Origin of the sequence: Microvirga sp. Mcv34 (genome assembly GCF_024519725.1) — a bacterium.
GTDB lineage: Bacteria > Pseudomonadota > Alphaproteobacteria > Rhizobiales > Beijerinckiaceae > Microvirga.
In genome coordinates this window covers 1-612 of record NZ_JALJRK010000277.1, presented here as the reverse complement: position 1 = coordinate 612, position 612 = coordinate 1, and the positions used below count along the sequence as shown (strand labels likewise).

Below are 612 nucleotides of genomic sequence, written 5' to 3'. Positions count from 1 at the left end.
GGAACGTGCCCGACTTGCAGGTGGCCAGATCAAGGCCGCAGAACTTCAGGAACTGGCGGTGGTGCCCGAAGCGACGTAGATCGCCAGCCTCGGCCAGGATCGTCAGGGCATGGATCGGGCCGATCCCTGGGATCGTGCACAGCCGCTGATAGTCAGCGTGATCGGTCAGCATCGCATGAGCCAGCTTCTCGATCTGATCCCGCTGGCGGATCAGACTGCGTGCCTCGGCCAGAACCATGCGGAACATGGTGATGGCGGCGGAGCCTTCTTCAACCGGCAACGCCGTGGATGAGCGTGCGGTCTCGTAGATGTCGTTGAGCAAGCGAGCTTTGGAAACCTTGCGGCCGATCACAGGCCATGCCTCCTGAACGAAGCTGTCCCGATCCAGGGCCATGATGCTGGAGGGGGTGGGAAAGCGTTCGAGGAGCGCCAGGAACCAGTCGGAGCGGCTGTTGCCGGCAAAGCGCTCGATCTCGGGAAAGTACAGAGGCAGGTAATGGGTCAGGATCCGGTGCCAGGTCTCGGTCTTGGCCTTGGAGATCACCTCGTGAGTCTTCGACAACTCCTGCAGGTCGTTGATCCCGGCCGCCAGAGGATCGACATAGCGCTGGG

The 612-nt window shown here is 62.1% G+C and carries 1 protein-coding gene; it reads right to left on the bottom strand.

The window, feature by feature from the left end; all coding sequences use genetic code 11:
- On the bottom strand, nt 1-612 hold a 612-nt coding region (locus tag OC446_RS30600), incomplete at both ends, for a transposase (protein ID WP_262032623.1).